The organism is Blautia sp. CGZ-1-C1 (genome assembly GCF_056504575.1).
In genome coordinates this window covers 1-17471 of sequence record NZ_JBWLUT010000194.1, presented here as the reverse complement: position 1 = coordinate 17471, position 17471 = coordinate 1, and the positions used below count along the sequence as shown (strand labels likewise).

The following is a 17471-nucleotide window of genomic DNA, read 5'->3' as shown; positions in this document are numbered from 1 at the left end:
TTATAATAATCAATTGTTTCAATATAGCTTTATGGGATATTTTAAATAACATTTTCTTAATTATGATATTAGGTGGTATGTTAGTTTCGATTTACATTATCGGGAAAAAATACGAATAATTAAATTTTCGATTACCGTTATGGATAGTACTAATTTACAACATTCTTCACGGGAAATATGGCATGCAGCAGAAGAGATTGTGTTAAAAGAATTAGTGTATATTTAAAGTGTGGAAAGCTCCTTCGGGAGCTTTTTGCTGATTATAAAGAAAGTATATAGAAAATACATTAATCATGTGGTATGATTTGAACTGAAGTTACAGAATTACGTTAATCGTGCCATATGGTTTGATTATAAAAGCAAAGATAAAAACGCAACGTACATCTTTGATGTGCCAGAGCCGGTAGGTAGCCCGGCCGTCCTATATAAATAGGGTAAGTAACCTGCCCCTCCGGGTTGTCCATTCTTTGTTCAATCAATTTTAGGAGGGATTCTTATGGACAAAGTAAATGGAAAGCTGACAGTATTTTTTGAAGAGCCGTTTTGGGTGGGAATCTTTGAACGCATCGAAAATGGTAAACTATCTGTGGCAAAGGTAACATTTGGTGCAGAGCCGAAAGATTGTGAAGTGCAGGAATATATTCAAAAGTGGTACTTCAGTTTGAAATTCAGTCCGGTTGTTGAAACAGTTGTAAAGGATATCAAAAGAAATCCGAAACGGATGCAGCGAGAAGCAAAAAAGCAGACGCTGGAAATAGGTATTGGTACAAAATCGCAACAGGCGCTGAAACTACAACAGGAACAGAACAAGCAGGAACGCAAAGAGAAAGACCGCAAGAAAAAAGAGGCGGAAGAACGGCGAATGTTTGAACTGAAACAACGAAAGAAAAGAGAAAAGCATAAGGGACATTAAAGTCCCTTGGGCTTTTACTCAAATCGGGATAATTGTTGAATGAGATTTTTGAGATTACCGAGGGAACAGTATGAAAAAATGCAAATACTGTGGCAAAGAGCTAAATGACTATTCTGAATTTTGTAACAGTGAATGTGAAAATTGTTATGAAAAGATGGTGTATAAAGACAGCCATAAAATTAAGTATTTTACCTTAGTATTATTGGGGGGCTTTTGGGTTATGTTTTATGGCATTATTTCTAACAATAACGTTTTCATAATAGGAATTGGAATTACGACAATGGGCATAGATATCGTTTTACTACCATTTGCTACTCCTGAAACAAATGCTCTTTTAGGATACCGGAAGTCAAAACTTCTAGGAAGAATGTTGGGTATATTACTTATAGCAGTTGGAATATGGGTGGGATTTATTTGATGATAAAGTCCATTTACAGAAATTGATGTTTGGGGTGATGAAAATGTACTTCACAGATGAGAAAGATTACATTATGCGAATGATAAAAGAAATGGTAAGGGTATTATTTTCTTTAGTATTTGGGAAAAAATATGTTTCTGTTGAGCTTGAAAAAGAAAATAAATATGAAGTATCAGGAAAAAAACTGAAAAGTTTTTTGGATATGATTGATTTAGGACAAATTAATGAAGCAGAAAACATACTTTTAGATAACATTGATTATACAAATAAAGAGGAGGTAATGGCAGCTGCTCTTTTTTACCAATACCTTAGTGAGAAGGATAATGAATTCTTGGAGAACAATAATTATACAAAAGAAGAAGTACTTTCAGGATTTAAACAATTACTTATACAGTCTGGATATAAGGAGTTGTTTTATTTGATCAAAGATGATAATGAATGGTAATATAATTTTAGTCAACTTTTAGACAACTTACAGAGCGGAATATAAAATTGGCGTATGGAAGTTTTGATTTCCATACGCCTTTTTGAAAGGAGTTTATTTTTGAACAAGAGATTTGTAAGAGTATATTATCTACTCGAAGATGATTACAATTCCATATCATAGGACTTTTTCTTAGCCCAAGCAGGCTGATTTCGCCGCATCTCCTGTTTCCTCTGACATTCAAGTTCCCAGGCACGATGGGAGAAGACATCAGGATCTTCAACATTCAGATAATCCACTTCATTGGCGGCAATATCACGGCGGTGATAGTCATAATATTTACCAAAAGTTCCTTTAAGCTGTTCAATCAGCTTATCCCGGAAAGCAGGACGTATCTGGATTCTGGTATCCAGTAATTCTGTATATTGTTCTGGATCAGGACGAAATTTTTCTTCCCGGAAAGCGGAAGCATCTTTTTTTAGCTGCTTTTTGAGCGAAGTGTCCTGAGAATCCAAGATATCCAGATTTTTATTCATCTGGTTATATTTCTTGGATAGATTCGTCATATCTTTATCAGTAGAGCATTGTGCCTGGAAGATTAGCTGTTCTTTCTGTGATTTCAGTTCTTCGATTTCTTCTGTAACAGTGGTAAGCTGTTGATTCAATTTTATATGCTGGATGGGATTCAAAATACTGGTTTTATCCTTTTGCACATTCAGTTCTTTCCGTTCCGTAACTTTCGCTTTGAGTTTCTTTTTGACGGTGTTGTATTTATTCAGTATTGGAATAAAATGATTCATCCAGTCATGTATCACTTCTTTTTGCATTTCATTGTGAAGTAAATGATATTGTGTAAAAATCATATGATTGCGGATCGCTTCCAATGTTTCTGCAATTATCGGAATAGATTTTTCTACAGCTTCAGCCAATTTTGCTACCTGAGCTTTTAATTCCCGGAGCATTTTGTTATCTGCACGAATCTGACGGTTGATTTCACAACGGTCTGATATTATGCCATTCTTTTCCATATTCTGGGCAATGTAGCCTTCATGGATGGTTGGCTGCTCGGTGATTCCCTGATCTGCAAAGCTGCGGTGATCAATGGCAGCATTTATCTGATTACGTGCAAGCATTTTATTTACGGCATCTGCCCAGTTTGCCCGCCAGATGCAGAGTTGTTCATCACTGTTCCATTGTTCGGAAATAGGATTCTGTCTGCCATATCGGCTGCTCTTGGGGTGCTTATCAATCCGTTCATATCCTTTTTCCTGTGCGGAAGATGGAGTCAGATATTCTTTCTTTTTCCCAACTTTATAGCGATATTGCTTTTCCCATCCCTGTTTTTGAGCAGTTTTAAATTCAAAAGCAGTAAATCCTTTTTCTTCCCCATCTTTGATACAGAGATATTCTTTTTCGGTTTTATACTGCCATGTTCCATTTTCACTTAGTGGTCGGACAGTAAGAAGAATGTGTGCATGGGGATTGTGACCATCTGTATCGTGAATGGCAAAATCAGCACACATCCCCATATCTACAAAATTCTTTTTAATAAAATCCTGAAGAAGAGAAATATTGCTGTCTTTATCCAACTCAACAGGGAGTGCGACAACAAATTCTCTTGCCAGTCGGCTGTCTTTGGTCTTTTCGGTTTCTTCCACAGCGTTCCAGAGTTGTTCCCGGTCAATCCATTTGGATGGAGCAATTGGAGGAAGCATCACTTCCTGATAGATTAGCCCATGCTTTCTGGTATAGTCATGCTGGATACCATCATAATCATTGTACATCCGGCTACAGCTCATATAAGCAGAAGCAGCAACAGCAGACCGACCGGAACCACGGCTGACGACTTTGGCTTGCATATGATAAATTGCCATATCTGGCACCTCCTTTCTTTCGATGTTGCCTGCAACAGCGGATAAAGCCCTCGGCAGAGCGCACGAGCCCCGAAGGGGATACCACTGCCTGATTTATCAGGTGGTGAGTAAGTGCGCCCTTCGGGAGTAGAACTTGTGCGTTTACATTCCCCGTAGCCGGATCATCAGCTCCCGTTTCAGGGAATCTAAATCCATTTCTTTAATATGGGGAACAATACTTTCCAGAATTGCTCCTTCCTGGACTAATCGGTGTGTTCTTGCATCACGTTCTTTTTTTCGGTTTCTTGCTTCGGCTTCTTCTTGACGGTGTTTTGCTTGTAACAGTGCTTTTTCTTCTGGTGTCATGATCTCTTTTATCTGCCATATCTGGCACCTCCTTTTTATGCCCGTATCCGGGCAGTATTGGTTTTAAAATCTTATGGTTTGGTACTATAGTTTCAGATAACTGACAGTGGCATGTTTCTGGTGATAAATAAGGAAAGAAAGTAGTACCACTGTCAGTGAAGAATAATTATCGTGTTATGCTTCTTTGCTTCAGTTCTGGTTCGGAGCATGATTGTTTAACAGAATTCTTTTTGCCTGTTTTAAATTAGCTGTTGCATTGTCCTGACGAATATTCCGGTTATTGATACGGACAGGAATACATCTCTCCAGAATACGGTCATAAATTCGTTTGTGTGCGATATCAGAGGCGTTATTCAGCTCTGATAAAGTGAGATTGGTCGTTATGATCAGAGGCTTTTTACTGCGGTAACGACTGTCGATCACATTGAATACCTGTTCCAGTGCAAAGTCAGAGTTCCGCTCAATTCCGAGATCATCAATAATCAGAAGACTGTAGCGGTTTAAGCTGTTGATGAACTGGTTTCTGTCTTCAAAATGCATTCCGGTAAGGGTATTCAGAATCCGGGAAAAGTTGGTCATCAGTACAGGAACGCCTTTTTCCAGAAGGGCATTAGCAATGCAGCCTGCAAAAAAAGATTTTCCAGTACCGACATTACCCCAAATAAGAAGTCCGGAAGCGTTTGCTTTCATCTCTTCCCAGTTACTTACATAATTGTGAGCCAGTTTTATTTCTGGATTGATGCCGTTATCCCTGGCAAACGTGTAGTCATAGAGTGCTTTGTCCTGTAAGCCACTGGTTTTAAGATGCTCTATTTCCATTTGTTTTTCATGAAGTTTTCTTTGGGCTTCTTCCTGCTCAAAGATTTCCTGCTGGCATTTACAGCGGATGGAAGGAATAAGAACTTTTCCCTGTAATTCATGCCTGCATTGCCTTGGCGTATTGCATTTGGAACAGTAGATCAAGTGGTCTGTTTCGTTAAAATATTCATCAGACTGAAGCTCTCTGTTTGGGGTTATAGCTGTTGGTTTTTCTATAAATTTTGTCATAATGTTTCGTATTCCTCACTTTCGTAATTTCTTTGCCGGGAAACAGGATGATCCTGTCTTGCCCAACTGATGATAGTAGCTGCATGGTTCTGATATTGCTTTCCGGTAGAAGCCATATAACCGGATAAGCGTTCAATATAATCCTTCCAGTCAGGGATTGTCTGCTGTATATCTTCCAGCTCTTTCTCTGACAGAAAAACATTTTGAAATTTTCCATAGGGTGAAGAGTGGCTCCTTACTCCCTCTTATTGCTAAATTGTTCTTTTTTATCTCTTTCTTATTACCAGACAGTTTTCTGTCTGTCTTAGGGAAAGAAATCTGTCTGTATAGTGGATGGTTTCTTTTGGGAGTTTTACATAAATCCGATTGGGTTGTCCGGGTCCCTGCCGTTTTCGGAAGATAAGTTCCTGTTTTTCCAGTACTGCCAGAGCAGTTTTAACCGTCATCTGGCTTTTGTGGAGAACTTCTGCCAGCGCTTCAATCGTAAAGTAAATGAACACATGACCATCTGTATCTGACCAGCCCTCATTTTTCTGGGAAAGCCTTGCCCGGTCGAGCAGGATAATATAAAGCATTTTGGCAGTTTCGTTTATTTCCATGTCCAGAAGGAAACGGGGAAACATCATATAAGATGGCAGGTTGGTGTCTGCTGTCAGAAAGTCAGTCATGTGTTCACCTCCAATCAAAAGGGTTTATTCTCCAAGAAAATCCCAGTCTACATCACTATCTGGCTGTGAATTTTCAGGTGTTGGAAAGGGCGCCCTGATTTGGGGCTCCCTTTGCACCATGCCTGCAGTCAGTCCGGAAAGAAAAAGTGGCAATGACTGTTTCAGGCTGTATTCCACTGCATCTACAATTTGTTTCACAAAAAGTTCTTCCCGCTCTCTTGTTTCCAGATAAGGATCAGCCTGTGGGCGGTAGTAGCGGTCAAAATAATCTACCAGCGCAAGAGAGATTACCTGACTGTAAGATTTAAAATCCTGCCTGTCCATCGTCTGTAAATATTCCCAGGCTCTCCGTTGCTGTTCTTTGTCCAGATTAAAACGCAGGTTTGTGTTGCGGATATTGTTCTGCATGGTTTATCCCCTCCTTTTCAGGTACATCTACAGCAATGATTTTTGTGTTTCTGAGTTCTCGCATAAAAATACCTCCGTTTTCGTATTGATTGATTCAGCAGGTCATACCGGTGTGGTACTGTTTTGCTGTGAGATAAGCATACGAAAATCGGAGGAAAAAGGCATTGAGGGGAAATTGAGCTGGCATTGAGAAAAAAGATATATTGTGCGTACGTTCTTCATGTACTCTTGTTGTGATTTCATTGTTTTTTATCGTATAATATGGATACTGGAGGTGGTTTGGATGAAATACAAGATTTTAGTTGTCGATGATGATAAAGAATTGGTGAAAATGCTTTGTAGTTATTTTAATATGAAACAATATGAAACCATTACGGCTACAGATGGAATGGAAGCATTAAATAAAATAAAAATGAAACCGGATATTATTTTATTGGACATCAACATGCCACGTATGGATGGGATTGAAGTATGTCGTCTGATACGCAGTAAAGTATTATGTCCGATTTTATTTCTGACAGCAAGAGTTGATGAAGATGATAAAATTAATGGGTTGCTTTCGGGTGGGGATGATTATATTACGAAACCATTTAGTCTTCGGGAGTTGGAAGCGAGGATTGTCACAAACATAAAGAGAGAAGAAAGGCATCAACAAAAAACGGAATACCGTTTCATGGATGAAATGCTGATTGATTATTCTGAAAAAATAGTAGCTATAGCTGGACACAGGATGGAGTTCACAAAAATTGAATATCAGATTATTGAATTCTTATCCATGCATCCAGGGCAGGTGTTTGATAAAGAACGTATATATGCACAAGTCTGTGGATATGATGCGGAAGGGGACAGTAGAACGATAACGGAATTAGTACGGCGTATAAGGAAAAAAATAGCGGATTATTCAGAAAAAGAATACATAGAAACTGTATGGGGGATTGGATACCGATGGAAAAAATAAGAAACTTGTCACTGAAAAAAACAATTCTGCTTTATTTTGTGATCAGCTTAACGGCAGCGTTTCTGTTATCTGGATTTACAGTTCATTTTGCAAGAAATATGCAGAATAAAATATGGGAAAAATATATTGATTATGCAGATTATACGGACGTGTTTAAGCAATATGGAAAGAAATACGAGATTGAGATATCAAGACCTAATCAATCGCAGATGAATCGTTTGGACTATCATCTTTCGGAAATGTGTGATTTTATGGAAACATATTCGGTACTGATTTTTTCGATTGTTGGGAGTGTTGCTGCGGTATTCTTTTTTTATAAAAATAAGTTAAAGACACCTCTACAGGAACTAAAAGATGTCTCACAAATGATTGCAGATAATGAACTGGATTTTCATGTATCCTATGAAAATAAAGATGAGATGGGAAGTTTGTGTAAAGAATTTGAAATGATGCGAAGTGCCTTAGCAGATAACAACAGAAAGATGTGGAGGATGATTGATGACGAGAAGGCTTTGCGGAATGCAATTGCACATGATATACGTTCTCCACTTTCCATATTGCGTGGGTATCAGGAAATGCTCTTAGAGTTTGTTTCTGCTGAGAGTATAAAAACAGAGGATGTTATTGATATCTTACAAACAGGCATGTATCAGATTGACCGTATAGAGCATTTCACGGAAAACATGAGAAAAATGTCCCATTTAGAACAGAGGGAACTGCAATGCTCAGAGATAGGATTATCGGAACTGGCAAAAAAGATTGAGGCAGAAGCTGCCATGCTGTCCAGGAAGGAAAGTAAATTATGTAAGGTAGAAAGAGTGCAGGAACAAAACATTGTGAAAGTGGATGAGGAACTTGTCATGGAAGTGACAGACAACTTACTGGAAAATGCGGTTCGATATGCACAAAAAAGTATTGCTTTGCAGATAAAGAAAAAGGATGGTTTTCTTATAATTTCTGTTGAAGATGATGGAATAGGATTTGTGGATACTGAGGAAAAAGTAACAGAGCCATTTTATCATAAGAATCCACAAGATGATTTAAAGCATTTTGGCCTTGGTATGTATATTTCTCGTATTTTCTGTGAAAAGCATGGAGGAAATTTGAAAATATATAATGCCAGACAAAGCGGTGCTCATGTAGAAGCTCTTTTCAAAGCTGAATAAAAATACTTTATAAGGCTGAAATCACAAATAAAGTGGTTTTAGTCTTTTTTGTTGTGAATTTATTGAGAATTGATTTGTATGATGTTGTTAAAGAAATAAAGAAAGGAAGAGATACAATGAAAACAATCATAAAAAGAAGTATACTTGATTATTTAAAGAACCCTGTTTTGTGGATTGGCTTGATTATTATAGTTGCCAGTATGTATCAATGTCTGTCATCGTATTTGCAAATTCATTATATCAAACAGAATGAACAGATCACACAAAATGACGTAGCATTGGAAGATGCTGATGTCATGGATGGGTACATTCCCACATCTGATGATAAAGAAAGAAGAAGGGAGTGGGAAGATACGATCAAAGAGACGTTAATGGACACCTCACAAAATGGTTTTGGATTTAGCAGGCAGGAAGCAGATCATGTAATGAAAGAAATTCAGAATATGGATGTAAAGACTGCTTCTGAGTTTTTGGAATCCCAATATGGCTATTATAATGCAATATATGCTTATGAGGACCTTGAAATTCATAAGGGGACAGCAGAAGAAATCAATCATTATATCGAGCGGAAATTATCCGAACATTCTTTTTCCTGGTACTTTGCCAAAAAGTTCACGGATTTTGCAGGATTGCATATGGCCTTTTTTGCAACCGTATTGCTATCATTTTTATTTATTCAGGATACACGAAAAAATACCTATGAATTATTACATACAAAGCCTGTTACGGCAATCCAATATATATGCGGGAAAGTAATAAGCGGATTCATTAGTATGTTGGGCGTATTAGTGATTTTGAATGTTATATTCTTTATGCTGTGTTTGAAAACGTCTTTAGAATCGGGCTTTCCGGTAACACCAATTGATTTTTGCGTGAATTCTCTGATCTATATTGTGCCGAATCTTTTGATGATATGTTGTGTCTATACAATTACAGCATTAATATTTAAAAATCCGCTTCCGGCAGCACCAGTTTTGTTTTTACACATTATATATTCAAATATGCTGACCAAGAAGAATGATATTTATTATATGAGACCGTTCTCTATTATGGTGCGATTCCCTGGCAGGTTTTTTGAAACACATGCAGCCAAAATGTCAAATATAAATCAGATTATGCTTGTGATCTCATCTGTTATATTAGTATGTATTTCTGTTACAATCTGGAAAAGGAGGAGGGTTCATTGAAAACGGAACTAAAAAACTGCCTGTCGTTATATAAGATTTTTTATTCATGTGCATTTATACTGATATTGTGTGTTATTCATCCGATTATATACTATGAAGAAATCGGTTCAGCAATTCAGTCTCCAATAGCATTTTTAACAATTATTTTTTGTAGTGACACATATTTGATGGAAGTAAAAAGTAAGCGTGCCGATGTATTTCATTTGTATGATCAAAAAAAGCAGTTAAAAGTAATATCGCAGAGAGTGGGCGTTCAAATATTATATTTATTAATACTTTCCTGTGTTGGATATGTTTTGTTTTTCTGGCAAAAACCGGGCAGTGTAAACGAAGGCATTTCGGGTATTCAGATATTTCTTTTATATTTCATTGCAATGTTTGGAACTATCTGGCTTTGGAGTATATGCTCTGTGATTTTGTGTACATTGCTTCGAAATATGTGGGCAGGTATTGGATGTTTATTTGGAATTGTCATTGGACTTATATCAAAAGCGGGAAGTTCATTTTTCGGAAATCTGGGATTGTTTTCTTTCAGCTTTTGTGAACCTACTCAATTAATGTCCGAGAGTTGGATTTATGGAACGCTTGTGTCTTTTATAGCGGGGCTGTTTTTATTTGCAGTATTACCAATGGCTTTAAAGAAAAGAGGATAGATTATGAGTATTAGAATAAATGATTTAACAGTTAGATTTAAAAATGGTGTAGTTGCAGTAAATAAGGCATCTCTTGAAATACCCAAGGGAATTTACGGACTTTTGGGTGAGAATGGTGCTGGAAAAACCACTTTGATGAGGGTTCTTACAACCGTTTTAAAACAAACGGAAGGAATGGTTTCCCTTGATGGAATTCTGTATAACGAGGGAAATTATGAGAAAATACAGAAAAAGATTGGTTATCTTCCACAGGAAATCGACTTATATCCGAATCTTACGGTGAAAGAATGTCTTGTATATATGGGTGGACTATCAGGAGTATCCACAAATGACCTCAAACAAAGAATTACCTATTATTTGGAAAAGACTTCTCTTACAGAGCAACAGAATAAAAAAATGCGGCAATTATCTGGTGGTATGAAGAGACGTGTCGGACTCATACAGGCACTTCTTAATAATCCGGATTTTTTGATTATTGATGAACCTACCACCGGGTTAGATCCGGAAGAAAGAATCAGGATCCGCAATCTTTTGGTTGATTTTTCAAAGGATAGAACTGTGCTGTTTTCCACTCATGTAGTAGAAGATTTAGCAGCAACCTGTACACAGCTTGCCATTATGAAAAAGGGAAGTTTTTTATATTCTGGAAGCGTGAGTGGGTTGCTGGAAAATGCAAAGGGCTGTGTTTGGAATTGTACGGTACAAAATGCAGAAGAAGCCCGTTTGTTAGAAGCCAATTATTCTATATCATCTAAGCAGTATGTAGAAAATGGAATTCATATGAAAGTATTAAGCAAAGGAAAGCCAAATGAGAATTGTGTCCTGGATAATGATATCACTTTGGAAGATGCATATATTTATTTGACGAATAGCTGAATATAACGGCGGGCAAGTTGCCCGCCAGTAAATTGTACTTATTTTGTTAAAAGACCGGATAGAGTTTTTCCATGTGTTCTCTTGCAAGATCGGGATAACCTTTCATGCGGTAAAGTCCTCCAAGGTTGGCATGAAGGTTAGAAACGAGGCGAGCATTGTCAGCAGAGATATTTTCTATCTTGGCAAGTGCATCTTTTTCCACCAGAAGTCTTGTTAATAACTGGTCTGGAGTCGAGATTCCATTTTCCAGAAGTTTTGCTGTCAGTTCCACGGCAAAAGTATGAGAGTGAACAGTTTCGATGATCTTTTCAACTGTTGTCCGGTACGTGTCTGCCTCTGAATAAAATGCTGATGCCAGCTAGAAGAGAGCGTTCATGTCCTCTATTTCTTTTAATGGCAGAGTACAGTATTCATCCAGTTTGCTTCTGGTTGTAAACAAAATCTGGCAGCGATATTTTAATACTACTGACAGAAAGCTGTCCTGTGTAGCAGTGACATTAAAATTATCTATGATCAACAGAGTATCAGATTTCAGAGAACGCAGGAAGCGGTTGTGCCTTTGGAAACGTTCCTGTTCAGTGCTTTCCGGCAGATCGTCAATAAAATCCATGTCAGTAATATCCTGATGAAGATTGCCGGTATATTCTACATAAAGGATATTGGTGTAATGCCTCATGTACTGCTTTGCGTAGGCTTTGGCAAGTTCACTTTTTCCGATTCCGGCGATTCCGCAAAGAAAAACATGACGGTTTTCCTCAAGCATGGTATATAATTCTTCCAGTTCTTTATCTCTTCCGATAAAATGACGGCATGGTTTCGGAACCTCACTGTCCATAATATAATCCAGCACAATGGGGGATAAAGCGCCTCCGGCGAGCAGCTTCTGATTTTTGGTATTACGTTTGATGAATTGGCGTTCCATGCCAAAAGAAATCAGTTTTGCAAGAAACAGCAGTCTTGAACTGGCTGGTTTATATAAGGGAGTCAGATTTTTCTTTTTCGCATCTGAGATGCTGTCATCCTGAATGAATAAAGTGTAAATATCTTGTATAGCCATATTACAGTCAGACATCAGTGGAAGAAGATTCTGGTGGATGGTATGGGCTAATTTTTTCTGATTGGATGGCTTGGAATAGTAAGCGGATATTTTAGGACTGATTTTAGCCTGACCAGTCATCCAGCGGCAAACCAGACCGTTGTCCATTGAAAAATCCTGATTTGTCGGATCATCCATAAAATCTTCAAATAATTCGTATAAAAAATCAGGCTGACTCATTTGATTACTTTCGCTGATATGATTTTTTAAGTAAGTGCTAATAGAAGAAAAATCGCATCGATTCAATAGAAATTCCCCTTTCGTAGTTAAGATTGAGTATATCTATCATAGCACGAACGTACATTCGATTCAAGAAAATGCGGATATTTTTAAAGTGATTGTGTCAATTTACAATCAATTTCTATTCAATGTGGTTTTCAGGCAGGTTCTGTAAAATAAGCTCAGAACAAACAATAACGGGAGGAGCTTATGCAACAGAATATTGAATTTGAGCGGTGCATTGATTTTCTGGTACGTATGATTGATAAGTACGGCGAAGAAGTCCTCCGGGAGTTGAAGGAAGAAAAACAGAATAAGGAAGAAAAAGAAGCGGCAGTTTCCTGAAATACAAAATGTAAATCAGACTGTCGCTTTTTTCATGTATTTTTAGATCAAATAAATTTTAAAAGCTGATAAAAAAGAATGATAATTTGGAGAAAAGTAGCATAGAATAATTTCGAGCTGATATGACAGAGAATGTTTTGGCATATTGACAGGACATTTGAAATGACGTATACTAAGCTCAGTGATCGTTCTGTAGAAACTTGCGAAGCCTACAGGCGGGGGAGAGCCTGCGGGTCTCTCCCTCTTTTGTTTTAAGGAGAAATGATATGCAGACACCGAAAAAATTCTCTTCTTTTAGTGACCAGGTTTCTTGGATCAGTGATGAAAAGGGAATAAAAATAAAAGACAGAGAATATGCGGAAGAGATGTTACGTCAAATAGGATATTTTCCTCTTATGGGAGGATATAAACATCTTTTTAGAATATCGAATACAAAGAAATATAAAGTAGGAACAAGTTTTGAAGAAATAGTCAGTCTGTATAAGTTTGATGCAGAGCTTAGAGAGTTGTTCTTTAAATATTTACTGCAGATTGAGCGACAGATGCGTTCTTTGATGTCATACTATTTTACTGAAATGTATGGAGCAGAGCAGAAGCAGTACCTGGATGCTAATAATTATAATAATACAAAAAGAAATCATGCAACAATCGTAAAGTTGATAGCGACCTTGAAACGGGCAATAACGACCACAGATTATACATATATCAACTATTATCGCAAGACATATGGTGAAATTCCATTATGGGTTTTGGCAAATGTACTTACGTTTGGAAACTTATCAAAAATGTTCCGAGTATTTCCTCAATCTTTAAAATCAAAAGTATCAAAAAACTTTGAACCTTTGAATCAGCATCAGATGGAGCAGTTTCTATCTGTTCTCACGAAATATAGGAATGTATGTGCCCATGGGGAACGACTGTTTACATACAGAACAGTAGATGCTATTGCGGATACACCGCTTCATAAAAAACTTTCATTACCACAGAGCGGTAATCAGTACGAAAAAGGAAAACAAGATTTGTTTGCTGTGGTGATTGCTTTTAGATATCTATTACCGGGAAAAGATTTTCTGGAATTTAAAAGAAAGCTCATAAAGGAGATTGACCGAGTAAACAGAGAGGTAGAGCATATAAGCGAAGTTGAATTATTGAATAAAATGGGTTTCTCGGAAAACTGGAAAAGTATTACCAAATATCATTTAAAGTAAAGAAATATCCTCTAAGAGATAGTGAAATACCTATTGTTTTAGAGGATTTTTTATTGAAGAATTTTAATATTTAAGAGTTTGTTTTTTCCTCTTTGACATTAAAGCTAAGATTTCTTGTGGGTTTGTCAACTGACGTCCGGGAAGTGTCTGCTTTGGTGTGCGGTCACGGTCAGCTTCATCAATCGCTGCGATAAAATGTTTTACGCTATTTGGATTGGATATGACAAAATTATGAGTAATACTTGAAGTAGCCATACGAACACCTCCTCTTTTCGTTTTTTTGTGTATTAATTATACGATTGACAGAGAAGTGCGTCAATAAGAAAAATAAGTATTGAAAATAGTTGGAACAAATACTAAAATAAAGTTGGGACATTGAACGGAAGTTATGTTACGAGATAATAAGAATTGTAGGTGGAAGGTTTGAACATAGAAGCATATGATGCAGATTCATTGAGAAAGATGGTTAGGTTGCTTGAATATGAGAACAAGATATTAAAAGATAAATTGAAGAAAGCAGGCATTTCATATGAAGAGGTGAATCCTTTTGAAGAAAAAATAGAAAGTGCAGAAGAATATGACCTGGATCAAGGGAATCGTATTGTAAATCCACCGTATATTACAGAGAAAATGGCAATACGTTTCTTTTCGATGTTTTGGGGAAGAGAAGATGTATATGCCAGACGGGGAAAGAACGGGGGCTATTTTCCACAGTGTGCGAATCGTTGGAATGACCGGCTTTGCCCTAAACAACGTAAAGAGAAAGTGTTTTGTGATGAATGTGAAAATACTAAATGGATAAGTCTGGATGTAAAAAAATAATTGCTCATTTGTTAGGCACAAAAGAAGATGGATCAGATGTAATAGGTGTATATCCTTTATTGCCAAATGGTACATGCAGATTTATTGTATTTGATTTTGATAATCATGAAAAAGGAGCGGAGGTTACGGACTTTGCAAATACGGATAATGAGTGGCATAAAGAAGTAGAAGCACTTAGAAAAATGTGTGAGCTTAATGATATCAGACCTTTAGTTGAGAGATCTCGATCTGGAAAAGGTGCCCATGTATGGATTTTCTTTAAAAAGGCAATACCTGCGGCAACAGCAAGGAATTTTGGATTTCTCCTGTTAGATAAGGGTTCAACTTCCATCAATCTGAAATCGTTTCATTATTATGATAGAATGTATCCTTCGCAGGATGTGGCAAGCAGCATAGGTAATTTGATTGCATTGCCATTACAGGGGCAGGCGCTTAAAAATGGAAATAGTGCTTTTGTAGATGAAAATTGGAATGCATATCCTGATCAATGGGATGCTCTTTTTAATAAAACAAGAAAGCTGGGAATAGAAGATATTGAACAATGCATGGCAAAATGGCAGAGAGAATTAGCAGAAGTCAGAGGATTGCTTACTAATATTGAGAAGAATGTCAGACCGAAACCATGGAAGAAGAAATGCGAGTTTTTGTAATTCAGATATTGTCGGCAAGCTGCACATGGTATTAGGAAATGGAGTTTATATAGATACTCTGAATCTTATGCCAAGAATACAAAATCAGATTCGTAGTTTGGCGGCATTTGATAATCCGGAATTTTACAAAAATAAAAGGCTGGGATATTCTAATTATTATAATTTTAGTGCTGTATATTTAGGTAAGGATATAGATGGATATATACAGATTCCGAGAGGACTGCGGGAAAATATTATACAGGAATGTGAAAAAGCAGGCATTTCAGTTGATGTTTCAGATCAAAGAGAAACAGGACAACCTATCAGAGTATCTTTTAAAGGTGATTTGCGAATGCAACAGGAATTAGCAGCAGAAAAATTATTATCACATTCAGATGGGGTTCTGAGTGCGGCAACTGCATTTGGAAAAACAGTAGTATGTAGTTACCTTATTGCAGAGCGAAAAGTAAATACGCTCATTTTGCTGCAAAGTAAAGATTTGCTTAATCAGTGGGTTGATGAATTGAATCATTTTTTAGAGATAAGAGAAGAACCACCGGAATATGAAACAAAAACAGGAAGAAAGAAAAAAAGGAATAGTGTGATAGGCGTTTTGCACGGAAATAAAAATACATTGACGGGGATCATAGATGTTGCAATGGTTGGTTCGATGTACAGCAGAGGAAAATTTAATGAACGAATTAATTCTTACGGAATGGTAATTATGGATGAATGTCATCACGCAGCTTCTAATACATCTATGGAATTATTGCAGAAAATAAATGCAAAATACGTGTATGGTGTTTCTGCTACGCCTAAACGTGGCGACAGTCTTGATCGGATTATCTATATGCTGCTGGGACCTTTGAGACATAGATTTACTGCGTTGGAGAGGGCTAAGGAACAGGGGATTGGACATTATTTTGTCCCAAGATACACAAGAGTAGTTGATACTGCAGAAAGCAAGGATAATATTAATAAAGCATATAATTTGATAAGTACCAGTAAGGTGCGCAATGAAATGATCATAGATGATGTTATAACTTGTGTTGCAAGAAAACAAACTCCTGTAATTTTGACAAGATTTAAGGAACATGCAAAATTTTTACATGATGCCTTAAAGGAAAAAGCAGATCATGTATTCCTTCTGTATGGGGATAATTCGGATAAGGAAAATGCTGAAATAAGAGTAAAATTAAAGCAGATACCTGAAAATGAATCGCTTATTTTGGTGGCAACTGGTCAGAAAATAGGAGAAGGGTTTGATTTTCCAAGACTGGATGTATTAATGCTTGCAGCACCTGTATCTTTTGAAGGACGCCTGGAACAGTATGTAGGTAGATTAAACAGAGATTATGTCGGAAAAGAAGCCGTTTATGTGTATGATTATATCGATTCGCATGTGCGTTATTTTGATAAAATGTATGCAAAAAGATTGAGAACATACAGGAAGATGGGATTTTCAATCTGGACGCAAGAGTTGCAACCTAAACAAATAATAAATGCAATATTTGATTCTGTAAATTATACTGAAAAATTCGAGCAAGATATTGTAGAGTCAGAAAAAATGGTGGTAATTTCCAGTCCGGATATCAGACAGGATAAAATTGACAGATTTTTATTACTAATCGACGACGAGACAGGAAGTAGGGGTAAAGGTCACAGTTATTACAACAGATCCGGAAGATATTACTTACGGAAAGTCGGATGTATGTTATGAATTAATCAGAACAATGCAATTGATAGGAATAAATGTGATAACAAGAACAGAAGTAGAAGAATGCTTTGCCGTTATTGATGATGAAATAGTATGGCATGGTGGGATGAATCTTCTACGCGAAGCAGATGTCTGGGATAACTTAATGCGTATCAGAAATCCACAAGTTGCAACGGAATTGTTGGAAATTGCTTTGGGATGTTCTGAGGAGAGGAGAAAAAGTGAGTAAAAAGATTAAATGCGATATATATACTAGAGTATCCCCAACCATGCAGGTAGATGGATACAGTCTGGATGCTCAGAAAGAAAAACTCAAGAGATATGCGGAATTTCAGAATATGGAAATCGTAAATGAGTATTCCGATGAAGGTAAATCTGGAAAGAGCATAGAGGGCAGACCGGAATTCCAGAGAATGTTGGATAATATTGAGAATGGAACAGATGAGGTTCAGTTTGTACTGGTGTTCAAGCTTTCCAGATTTGGTCGTGATGCGGCAG

The 17471-nt window shown here is 37.1% G+C and carries 18 protein-coding genes and 3 pseudogenes; 14 read left to right on the top strand and 7 right to left on the bottom strand.

What is annotated here, in order from left to right; all coding sequences use genetic code 11:
• The first annotated feature begins 496 nt into the window (after positions 1–496).
• The 3 genes from AC058W_RS17460 to AC058W_RS17450 all read left to right on the top strand — a co-directional run bounded on the left by AC058W_RS17460 (position 497) and on the right by AC058W_RS17450 (position 1776).
• Positions 497–913, top strand: a complete 417-nt coding sequence (locus AC058W_RS17460) for a YjdF family protein (RefSeq protein ID WP_479390433.1) — start codon at positions 497–499, stop codon at positions 911–913.
• Positions 914–983: 70 nt separating this feature from the next.
• Entirely contained in the window at positions 984–1331 is a 348-nt protein-coding gene (locus tag AC058W_RS17455) for a hypothetical protein (protein WP_055053535.1), read from the top strand.
• Between the two features lie 43 nt (positions 1332–1374).
• A complete protein-coding gene (locus tag AC058W_RS17450; protein WP_055053541.1) occupies positions 1375–1776 on the top strand; it encodes a DUF6483 family protein in 402 nt (133 codons plus the stop codon).
• Positions 1777–1919: 143 nt separating this feature from the next.
• Here AC058W_RS17450 and mobQ read toward each other — a convergent pair whose 3' ends face one another.
• The 5 genes and pseudogenes from mobQ to AC058W_RS17425 all read right to left on the bottom strand — a co-directional run bounded on the left by mobQ (position 1920) and on the right by AC058W_RS17425 (position 6097).
• Entirely contained in the window at positions 1920–3629 is a 1710-nt protein-coding gene (gene mobQ / locus AC058W_RS17445) for a MobQ family relaxase (RefSeq protein WP_479390432.1), read from the bottom strand.
• Positions 3630–3770: 141 nt separating this feature from the next.
• On the bottom strand, positions 3771–3974 hold the full coding sequence (locus AC058W_RS17440; RefSeq protein ID WP_479390431.1) for a DUF3847 domain-containing protein: 204 nt from the start codon (positions 3972–3974) through the stop codon (positions 3771–3773).
• A 189-nt stretch (positions 3975–4163) separates the two neighbouring features.
• Entirely contained in the window at positions 4164–5021 is an 858-nt protein-coding gene (locus AC058W_RS17435; RefSeq protein WP_479390430.1) for an ATP-binding protein, read from the bottom strand.
• A pseudogene (locus AC058W_RS17430) lies at positions 5018–5689 on the bottom strand (replication initiator protein A). Before AC058W_RS17430 ends, AC058W_RS17435 begins: the two are co-directional and overlap by 4 nt.
• Positions 5690–5713: 24 nt before the next feature.
• On the bottom strand, positions 5714–6097 hold the full coding sequence (locus AC058W_RS17425) for an adenylate cyclase (RefSeq protein ID WP_479390429.1): 384 nt from the start codon (positions 6095–6097) through the stop codon (positions 5714–5716).
• 283 nt (positions 6098–6380) lie between these two features.
• Here AC058W_RS17425 and AC058W_RS17420 point away from each other — a divergent pair, with 283 nt between their 5' ends.
• The 5 genes from AC058W_RS17420 to AC058W_RS17400 all read left to right on the top strand — a co-directional run bounded on the left by AC058W_RS17420 (position 6381) and on the right by AC058W_RS17400 (position 10937).
• Positions 6381–7055 (top strand): response regulator transcription factor, encoded by a 675-nt coding sequence (locus AC058W_RS17420; protein WP_014080778.1) that lies wholly within the window; start codon positions 6381–6383, stop codon positions 7053–7055.
• Positions 7043–8221 (top strand): sensor histidine kinase, encoded by a 1179-nt coding sequence (locus AC058W_RS17415; protein ID WP_117675890.1) that lies wholly within the window; start codon positions 7043–7045, stop codon positions 8219–8221. The genes AC058W_RS17420 and AC058W_RS17415 overlap by 13 nt, the downstream gene beginning before the upstream one ends.
• Positions 8222–8337: 116 nt before the next feature.
• Positions 8338–9408 (top strand): ABC transporter permease subunit, encoded by a 1071-nt coding sequence (locus tag AC058W_RS17410; protein WP_117675892.1) that lies wholly within the window; start codon positions 8338–8340, stop codon positions 9406–9408.
• On the top strand, positions 9405–10061 hold the full coding sequence (locus AC058W_RS17405) for a hypothetical protein (protein ID WP_005339624.1): 657 nt from the start codon (positions 9405–9407) through the stop codon (positions 10059–10061). Before AC058W_RS17410 ends, AC058W_RS17405 begins: the two co-directional genes overlap by 4 nt.
• A 3-nt stretch (positions 10062–10064) precedes the next feature.
• Complete coding sequence (locus tag AC058W_RS17400) at positions 10065–10937, top strand: ATP-binding cassette domain-containing protein (protein ID WP_117675894.1); 873 nt, start codon at positions 10065–10067, stop codon at positions 10935–10937.
• Between the two features lie 193 nt (positions 10938–11130).
• Here AC058W_RS17400 and AC058W_RS17395 read toward each other — a convergent pair.
• Positions 11131–12213, bottom strand: a pseudogene (locus AC058W_RS17395) (ATP-binding protein); the annotation flags it as partial.
• 249 nt (positions 12214–12462) lie between these two features.
• Here AC058W_RS17395 and AC058W_RS17390 point away from each other — a divergent pair.
• Complete coding sequence (locus AC058W_RS17390; RefSeq protein ID WP_278277958.1) at positions 12463–12597, top strand: hypothetical protein; 135 nt, start codon at positions 12463–12465, stop codon at positions 12595–12597.
• A 266-nt stretch (positions 12598–12863) separates the two neighbouring features.
• Positions 12864–13805, top strand: coding sequence for an Abi family protein (locus AC058W_RS17385; RefSeq protein WP_117675896.1), 942 nt, complete (start codon positions 12864–12866; stop codon positions 13803–13805).
• A 63-nt stretch (positions 13806–13868) separates the two neighbouring features.
• Here the strand turns inward: AC058W_RS17385 and AC058W_RS17380 are convergent, their stop codons facing one another.
• Complete coding sequence (locus AC058W_RS17380) at positions 13869–14060, bottom strand: hypothetical protein (protein ID WP_055059878.1); 192 nt, start codon at positions 14058–14060, stop codon at positions 13869–13871.
• A 207-nt stretch (positions 14061–14267) separates the two neighbouring features.
• Here AC058W_RS17380 and AC058W_RS17375 point away from each other — a divergent pair.
• The 4 genes and pseudogenes from AC058W_RS17375 to AC058W_RS17360 all read left to right on the top strand — a co-directional run.
• Positions 14268–15277: pseudogene (locus AC058W_RS17375) on the top strand (TOTE conflict system archaeo-eukaryotic primase domain-containing protein).
• Between the two features lie 25 nt (positions 15278–15302).
• Positions 15303–16976 (top strand): DEAD/DEAH box helicase family protein, encoded by a 1674-nt coding sequence (locus tag AC058W_RS17370; protein WP_479390428.1) that lies wholly within the window; start codon positions 15303–15305, stop codon positions 16974–16976.
• Positions 16977–16995: 19 nt separating this feature from the next.
• Positions 16996–17202, top strand: a complete 207-nt coding sequence (locus tag AC058W_RS17365; RefSeq protein WP_479390427.1) for a phospholipase D-like domain-containing protein — start codon at positions 16996–16998, stop codon at positions 17200–17202.
• A gap of 40 nt (positions 17203–17242) precedes the next feature.
• The coding region (locus AC058W_RS17360; RefSeq protein WP_479390434.1) for a recombinase family protein at positions 17243–17471 on the top strand (229 nt) is incomplete at its 3' end.